Annotated in this window: 10 protein-coding genes; 9 read left to right on the top strand and 1 reads right to left on the bottom strand. The window is 66.9% G+C overall.

Annotated elements, in window-relative coordinates; all coding sequences use genetic code 11:
* Positions 1-714: lytic transglycosylase domain-containing protein (locus tag WA965_RS28905; protein WP_526448289.1), on the top strand; the 714-nt coding region annotated here is incomplete at its 5' end.
* A 14-nt stretch (positions 715-728) separates the two neighbouring features.
* Here the strand turns inward: WA965_RS28905 and WA965_RS28900 are convergent.
* Positions 729-1,619 (bottom strand): SDR family NAD(P)-dependent oxidoreductase, encoded by an 891-nt coding sequence (locus WA965_RS28900; RefSeq protein WP_526297859.1) that lies wholly within the window; start codon positions 1,617-1,619, stop codon positions 729-731.
* A 73-nt stretch (positions 1,620-1,692) separates the two neighbouring features.
* Here WA965_RS28900 and WA965_RS28895 point away from each other — a divergent pair, with 73 nt between their 5' ends.
* The 8 genes from WA965_RS28895 to WA965_RS28860 all read left to right on the top strand — a co-directional run bounded on the left by WA965_RS28895 (position 1,693) and on the right by WA965_RS28860 (position 7,979).
* Entirely contained in the window at positions 1,693-2,136 is a 444-nt protein-coding gene (locus WA965_RS28895; protein WP_526297861.1) for a nuclear transport factor 2 family protein, read from the top strand.
* Between the two features lie 35 nt (positions 2,137-2,171).
* Entirely contained in the window at positions 2,172-3,338 is a 1,167-nt protein-coding gene (locus WA965_RS28890; protein WP_526297873.1) for a sulfotransferase, read from the top strand.
* Complete coding sequence (locus WA965_RS28885; RefSeq protein ID WP_526297862.1) at positions 3,319-4,572, top strand: hypothetical protein; 1,254 nt, start codon at positions 3,319-3,321, stop codon at positions 4,570-4,572. Before WA965_RS28890 ends, WA965_RS28885 begins: the two co-directional genes overlap by 20 nt.
* A 1-nt stretch (position 4,573) precedes the next feature.
* On the top strand, positions 4,574-5,434 hold the full coding sequence (locus WA965_RS28880; protein WP_526297864.1) for an SDR family oxidoreductase: 861 nt from the start codon (positions 4,574-4,576) through the stop codon (positions 5,432-5,434).
* A 2-nt stretch (positions 5,435-5,436) separates the two neighbouring features.
* Positions 5,437-6,255: a mycofactocin-coupled SDR family oxidoreductase gene (locus WA965_RS28875; RefSeq protein WP_526297866.1), complete on the top strand. Its 819-nt coding sequence runs from the start codon at positions 5,437-5,439 to the stop codon at positions 6,253-6,255.
* A 315-nt stretch (positions 6,256-6,570) separates the two neighbouring features.
* The gene (locus tag WA965_RS28870) at positions 6,571-7,305 is read left to right on the top strand and encodes a site-specific integrase (protein ID WP_526297868.1); all 735 of its coding nucleotides are present in this window, start codon (positions 6,571-6,573) and stop codon (positions 7,303-7,305) included.
* Positions 7,305-7,427 (top strand): hypothetical protein, encoded by a 123-nt coding sequence (locus WA965_RS28865; RefSeq protein WP_526297870.1) that lies wholly within the window; start codon positions 7,305-7,307, stop codon positions 7,425-7,427. The genes WA965_RS28870 and WA965_RS28865 overlap by 1 nt, the downstream gene beginning before the upstream one ends.
* A 243-nt stretch (positions 7,428-7,670) precedes the next feature.
* Positions 7,671-7,979 carry a hypothetical protein gene (locus WA965_RS28860; RefSeq protein WP_526448288.1) on the top strand — a complete coding sequence of 103 codons (309 nt, stop codon included), beginning with the start codon at positions 7,671-7,673 and terminating at the stop codon, positions 7,977-7,979.
* The last annotated feature ends 66 nt before the right edge of the window (positions 7,980-8,045 follow it).

The following is an 8,045-nucleotide window of genomic DNA, read 5'->3' as shown; positions in this document are numbered from 1 at the left end:
CTGGCGCTGCGCGACCCGTCGTCGTCACCGGCCGAGGTGCTCACGGCGGCGCGCCGTCAGCAGGTCGCCTATCGCGCCATCGGACGGCACCCCGAATGGGATCCGATCGCCCGCCCGCGCATCCCGCCGGCGCTGCTCGAGGTCTACGACCGCAACGTCGAGGCCCGCAGGCAGCTCGCGTCGATGATGAAGCAACCCCCGTCCACCGTGCCTGCGTGGCGGATCAACCCGCCGCTACCGGCGCACGAGCTTCTCGAGCACTACCGACAGGCCGAGTCGGCGACCGGTGTCGGCTGGAACTATCTGGCGGCGATCAACCTGGTCGAGACCGCGTTCGGCCGCATCGAGGGCGTGAGCACCGCCGGGGCGCAGGGACCGATGCAGTTCATGCCGTCGACGTTCGCCGCGTACGGCGACGGCGGCGACATTCTTTCGCCCCGCGACAGCATCATGGCCGCGGGCCGCTACCTCGCCGCCAACGGCTTCGTCGGCGACCCGGACTTCGCCCTCTACCGCTACAACAACTCACAACAGTACGTCCGCGCGATCAAGGACTACGCGGCGGTGATCGCTTCCGCCCCAGAAGCATTCACCGCGTACCACCTGTGGGACGTGTACTACCGAACCACCGCCGGCGACGTCGTCCTGCCCGTCGGGTACACCGCAGACACCCGCATTCCCGTGGAGGAGTACCTGGCCGAGAACCCGCAGTGATCGTGCGGGCGCGGCTAGATGCTCAGCGTCGTGCCGGTCTCACGCTCGGCGAACTCCCAGAGCGTGCGGGCATCCTCGTAGTCACAGGCGACGGGCGCGCGGCCGCTGAGCGTCGGGCCGCCCTTGAAACCGAGCCTGCCGTCGATGCCGACGTAACTGCCCGGCGGAATCGGCTCGGTGAGGCAGTACAGCGTGGGCGCGGCGCCGGCATCGAGGTCGTTGCCGATGACGTTGGCCACCGACGTCACCACCGAATGGAACGCCGACATCACCCGGGTGTCGGACAGGTTCGGCAGGTTCGACGCCACCCAGCCCGGGTGGGTCAGGTAGGTGGTCACCGGCGAACCGGCCTCACGCAGGCGGCGATCCAGTTCCAGGCCCCACAGCATCACCGCCAGCTTCGAGCGGGCGTACGCCGGAAACGAGGACCACTTGCGGGTGCGCAGATGGGGATCGTCGAACGCGATCGACGCGGACTTGTGGGCATCCGAACCGACGTTGACGATCTTCGAGCGGACCCGACCGAACATCAGATTGGTCAGCGCGAACGGACCGAGGAAGTTCGTGCCCATCGTCATCTCGAAGCCGTCGACGGTGTCGCTGCGGTGCTGGGCGACCAGACCGGCGTTGTTGATCAGGACGTCGACGTCCCCGTCGACGAGTCCGGGGAACGCCTTGACCGAGGACTGATCCGCGAGGTCCAGTTTGACGATCGACGTGTCGCCGCCCATCTCGGCCGCACGCTGCGCGCCGAGTTCCAGATTGCGCACCGCCAGGATCACGTGGGCCCCTGCCCGGGCGAGAGCGCGCGCCGTCGCGAGGCCGACGCCGTTGGTGGCGCCGGTGACGACGATTCGTTTGCCGGTCATGTCCCCGAGGCGGGCGGGCGACCATTGTGAAGTCATCGTGTGAGGTTAGCGGTGCCCAACTGTGCACAAAACGTTGACATGACAGTTTCTGGCTGGTTGTCTACCGCCGATGAGCGATGCCGCCCGCGAGATCGAGAACCTGGTGTACACCTACGCCGAGCGGATCGACGCGGGTGATCTGGACGGGGTCGCCGCGCTGTTCGCCCACGGCCGGATCTGCGGCATGGAGAACGGCCCCCCGGAAACTGTCTTCGAAGGCACCGACCGGGTTCGGCAGCTCTACGCGATGGCGACGCGCCTCTACGACGACGGCACACCCAAGACCAGGCACTTCACCACCAACGTGCGACTGCAGGTCGACGAGGACTCCGGTACCGCGAGCGGCGGTGCCTACTACTGCGTCACCCAGGCCACCCCGGAGCTGCCCCTGCAGATCATCGTGACCGGCCACTACCGCGACACCTTCCACCGCGTCGACGGCGCCTGGTGGTTCGACACCCGGATCATGTTCATCGATCAGGTGGGCGACACGAGCCATCATCTGAAGTTCTGACCGCAGTGCCATCCTCCTTCGACGCGGCTGCGCTGATGGCCCGCGCCCAGCAGAAGGAGAGCCTCTCCGACTGGGGTCCCCTGCCGTTCGAGGAGCCGCTGGAGGTGTTGGCCGACAGCTACCGTCGCGCCGACCTCAACGACATCGGCGTGCACATCCTGCGCTCGGGCCTGGTGCACAGCCTGCGGATGCGGCTGCGCGCCCAGGAGTGGATCCGCCGACACCCGGAAATCACCGAGGAGATCATCGCCGCGCCGATCGTCGTCGTCGGCATGATGCGTAGCGGAACCACCCTGCTGCAGCGACTTCTGGCTGCCGACAACCGCTTTCACTGCTGCTATGGCTGGGAGGTGGTCGAGGTCGCTCCCCGACTGGACTACGACTGGGCGGCTGCGCAGGATCCGCGGATCGCCATCAGCGAGAAGCGCGAGGCCACCTCGCGCGAACTGGCGCCGGAGTTGTTCGCCATCCACCCGATGTACGCCCGGGAGCCCGAGGAGGAGATCGTCTTCCTGTCCGATGCGTTCCTGTCGCACGTCCCGGAGTCCGGCGCCCACGTGCCGGACTACCGGTCGTGGATCGACGGACAGGACTTCGCACCGGCCTACGCCTACCTGCACCGGATGCTGCAGTTCGTGCAGTGGCAGAAACGCCGTCAGGGGCGCACTGCGCAGCGGTGGGTGCTGAAATCCCCCGCGCACCTGGGCTACCTCGACACGCTGCGTGCCCGGTTTCCCGATCTGCACATCGTGCACATGCACCGTGACCCACGGGAGACGATTCCGTCCGGCGCCGGCCTGAACGCCACCCTGCACGCCATGCACGCCGACGAGGTCGACCGCCACCGGGTCGGCGCCGAATGGCTGGCCCGGATGGGCTGGACCAACGACCGCGCGATGAACACCCGTCGGGGCTGGGACGACGAGCGAGTCCGGTGCACCGACATCGAGTTCGCCGATGCCGTCGCCGATCCGATCGGCCAGGTGGCCCGGGTGTACGACGCGATCGACGTGCCGTTGACCTCCGAGGCCGAATCGACGATGCGGCGCTGGCTGGCGCAGCGTCCGCGCGAACCCGCGCGACCGCCGTACTGCGCGGCCGACTTCGGGTTGAGCAACGACCAGATCGCCGAGCGGTTCTCGGCCTACAACTCTCGATTCCGCCCTGTTCGAGGAGGACAAGATGACCCAGTTCACCGGTGATCCGGTAGCGACCGACTCACAACACGACCAGGAGCTGGCCGCGCTGGAACTCACCAGCCACCCCACGGTGAAGGCTGCCTACCGCAGTGTGGCCGACACCTGGCTGGGTCGCGCGAAAGCATCCGAGGCGATGCGGGAACGGTTCGACGCCGCCTTCGCCGAGGTGATGTTCTCCGCGGCGGTGTGGTCGTCCAATCAGGACAAGCTGCGTCCCAAGGTCAGCTGTATCACCCGGATCGGGCACCCTGTCGCCGGCCGCCCGGTCCCCGGATCACGTTGGGGCATCGACAATCCCGACAGCGTGTACCGGGTGATCCCGATCTCCGGCGACGAGCGCTACGAGATCAACGGGCGCGTCGGCGCCAACCGGATGACGGAGAACTACTTCACCCTGTGGGACGCCAACATGGGCACCGTCGCCGTGCTCAACGGCCGCACGATGGACGTCGACGCCGACGGATCCTTCACGATCACCGTCGACGCCGACCCTGCCGGTGGTCGGCCCAACCATGTGCAGACCACGCCGGCCGCTCACGAGTTCTACATCCGTGACGTGCTGCTCAACTGGGACCGTGACGATCCGAATCACCTTGCGGTGCAGCGCCTCGGCGGGACGCCCTCGGTTCCGGCACGCACGCTCGACGAGCAGGCCGACGCCACGGCGGAGATGATGGCGTACTTCGCGAACTTCACCGGCAAGCTCAGCCACGGGATCTACAAGATGGCGCCCAACAACTTCAACCTCGCGTGGTCCGCCGACAAGGTCGGCGCGATGCGCAATCAGGTGTACGTCATGGGACGCTTCGACCTGAATCCCGGAGAGGCCTTTGTGGTCGACGTGAGCGACGGCGGTGCCGAATACTTCACCGTCCCGCTGAGCAACATCTGGGGCACCACACTCGACATCGTCGACCGCACCGGAAGCCTCAACAAGGCCCAGTCGGTACCGAACGAGGACGGCACCTACACCTACGTCATCTCGCCCACCGATCCCGGAGTGGTGAACTGGATCGACTCCGACGGGCTCACCGAGGGCATCCTGACCCTGCGGATGGCCGAGTTCGGCGGCGATGGGCCGAAAGAGGACCTCGGCGCTCGCGGGCGGGTGATCAGCCTCGACGACCTGGACTCCGAGGTCCCCGCGCTACGGCGGGTGTCGTCGCAGGAGCGGGCCACCGAGTTGGCCGACCGGCGCACCTCCTATCTGCGCCGGCTACCCGAAGGGACCAACTGACATGGCACGCTGGCTGATCACCGGATGTTCCACCGGCATCGGACGCGAAATCGCGCGCGCCGCATTGGAAGAAGGACATTCGGTGGTGGTGACAGCACGTCGCACCGAGTCGGTGGCCGATCTCGCCGAGGAGTTCGGCGACCGTGCGGTGACCGTCGCGCTCGACGTCACCGACAAGGATCAGATCGGTGCCGCGGTCCGAGCCGCAGACGAGGCGTTCGGCGGCACCGACATCCTGGTCAACAACGCAGGCAACGGTTACCTGTCGGCCATCGAGGAAGGCGAAGACGAGCAGGTACGTAAACTGTTCGACACCAACTACTTCGGTGTCGTGGATACCATCAAGGCGATCCTTCCCGGGATGCGTGCCCGCGGCTCGGGGCACATCGTCAACATCTCGTCGATGACCGGACTGGTCGCCAACCCGCCCAACGCGTACTACTCGTCGACGAAGTTCGCGCTCGAGGCGCTGACCGAAGCGCTGGCCCAGGAGGTCAAACCGTTCGGCATCAAGGTCTCCGCGATCGAACCCGGCGCGTTCCGGACCGACTGGGCGGCGCGGTCGATGTGGGAATCCGCCACCCCCATCGGCGATTACGACGACAACGTCGGATCCCGCAAGACGCTGATCAAGGAGTTCGCCAACCATCTACCGGGTGACCCCCGCAAGGTCGCCGAAGCGGTGCTGATGGTGACGAAGCTCGACGAACCACCCTTGCGATTGCTGCTCGGCCGTGACGTGTTGAAGGCGGTGCGCGACAAGTTGGCCGCGTTCTCCGCGTCGATCGACGAGTGGGAAGCGGTCACCAAGAACGTCAACTTTCCGCCTGCGGACGCCAGGAGCGAAAGTACCGGAGGCTGACCGTGACGACACTCGACGGCCACGTCGCCTTCATCACCGGTGCCGCACGCGGCATGGGCCGCGCGCATGCGGTCCGACTGGCCGGCGAAGGCGCAGACATCATCGCCCTCGACGTCTGCTCAGAGTTCGACTTCACCGACTACCCGGGAGCGACAGCCGACGATCTGGACGAGACCGTGAGGCTGGTCGAGGCCCGGGGTCGCCGAATCCTCGCCCGGGCGGCCGACGTGCGCGACGCCGACGCCGTGGACGCCGTCGTCGCGGGCGGGCTCGAAGCGTTCGGCCGGATCGACATCGTCGTCGCCAATGCCGGCGTCATCCGCGTCACCGACAGTGAGCGGCGACGCCGGGACTTCCGCGAGATCGTCGAGATCAACCTCATCGGGGCCTGGAACACCGTCGATGCCGCGATACCCGCTCTCATCGCCGGCGGCCGTGGCGGCTCGATCGTGCTGACCAGCTCCACCCAGGGGCTCAAGGCCTCCGACACCGACCGGGCAGGACTACAGGCCTACGCGGCATCCAAGCGCGCGCTGGTGGCCCTCATGCAGGGATGGGCCAGCAATCTCGCACCCCACTCGATCCGCGTCAACACCATCCACCCCAGCGGGGTGAACACCGACATGATCATCAACGACGCGACGATGACCCTGGCCGCTGCCGGCGATCCGTGGCTGATGGCCCAGCAGAACGCCCTGCCGATCGCGCTCGTCGAACCCGACGACATCGCCACCGCCGTGGCGTGGCTGGTCTCCGATGCGGGCAGGTTCATCACCGGCACGTCGTGGCCGCTCGACGCGGGGTTCACACTGCGCAATTGAGTCCGGGCCGCGGTGCGCGGGTGCCCGTAAGCCGCCCGTCACACTCAGCGCCCAACCAAGTGATGAGCTGGTTGAGACCTTGCCAGCAGCGGCGTAGCAACGTGAACCGTCAAAAGTTGAGACGAGCACGCGTGTGAGCAGAGTTAGCCGAACTAGATGACAAATCGTCTGAGGCTTGTTAGGAATGACCCCATGGAAAGCGGCGGACACGGCCTGCCGCAGCCTTGGGAGAGGGCGATCGGGGGATGGCTCACATGGTTGCGCATATCAGGCGCAAGCGTTAATACACAACGACTTCGGCGAGATCATCTACGGATGGTTGCCCGCCGAACACAACTGCACAATCCGCGACAACTGTCATTGGCACTGCTCATCGAGTTGTTCAGCGCGCACGACTGGTCGCTTGAGCACCGCAAGAGCGTCCGGTGTTCGCTGGTTTCGTTCTGCGAGTGGTGCATCGGAAACGAGCTGATGGACAGCAACCCGGCGATGCTGTTGCCGAAGATGCCCGGCGATAAACCTCGGCCCAGGCCGTGCCCCGACGACGTGTGGCGCGATCTCCTCGACGCCGCGTCGCCGCGGGAGCGCGTGATGGCGCGCCTTGCTGGTGAAGCTGGTCTGCGGCGGGCTGAGGTGGCGGGGATGCGGCGCGATGATGTGGTCCGTGACCGCACCGGGTGGGCGCTCATCGTCCGAGGGAAGGGCGGGAAGCAGCGCGTCGTCCCGATCACCGAGAGCCTCGCGGCAGAGGTCATCGGGTTCTGTCAGCACGGCTACCTGTTCCCCGGCGCCTACGACGGCCACATGAGTCCTCAGTGGGTGGGCACCGTCATCAGCAAGCTGATGCCGCCCGGCTGGACGATGCACAAGCTGAGGCACCGTTTCGCGACCCGCGGGTATGCCGGAACCAGGAATCTGCGTGCGGTGCAGGAGGCGCTTGGTCATGCCTCGGTGGCGACGACCGAGCGGTACACGATGACCACGCGTGACGAGATCCGCGCGGTGTCGGAGGCGGCCGGGGAGAGCACCGGCCCGCTGCCGGTGGCGTGATGGCTGACGGCGACGACCTGGGCGACTACACCGCGATCCTGCTGGCGCTGACCAAGGTCGCGGTAGCGGTGAGTCTGCCGGAGGATGAGCGTCCGGAGCGGTGCTGGCAGCAAGCCGCCTGAACGCCGGGTCGGGGCGGGGGGTGCGGGCGTAGGATGCGCGCGCATGGGGAGAATCACGAGGGGAATTGCCGCTGCCGCGGCTGTAATCACGTTGGCCGGCTGCAGCACCGGAGGGCAGCCAGTCGCCACAACGGAGGCTGGGTGAGAGTTCTTCAGATCCCCAATTCACGATCGCCTGATTCTTTCGACGTAGGCGCGGCGACAGTCGTTGTCACAGCCTCGGGCGTGGCCTGAACGGGATCGGTGACGCGTTCATCTGGATCGGCAGCGCCACCAAGGGCAGGGGATTTCGCGGATGCGCGGGCTGGCTGCCGGGAACTCGACGGCCAGGTCGAGGCGCTCGACGCGAAGCTGCCGGCGCCCTCGATGGAGTTGACGGCGCATCTGCAGGAGGCTGTGGAGCAGTTCGGGCTGTTCGCCCGCCAGTGTCAGGGGTTGAATCCGTCGACGACGAGCGCGGAGCTGGACCGGATGACGTCGTTTCGGGTGCTGGGTGAGGATGCGATGGAGCGGGCTGTGTCGATTGTGTCGACGGCGCGGTTGAACGGGTAGCCCTGCCCGGCGTCGCGTCAGGCCGCAAGCCCAATTGCGGCGCGCTGACGCCGGGCAGGAGATCAG

This window comes from Mycobacterium sp., from assembly GCF_049683935.1.
Lineage (GTDB): Bacteria > Actinomycetota > Actinomycetes > Mycobacteriales > Mycobacteriaceae > Mycobacterium.
Note: the sequence above shows the minus strand (reverse complement) of the source record. Positions and strands in the feature narration are given on the sequence as shown.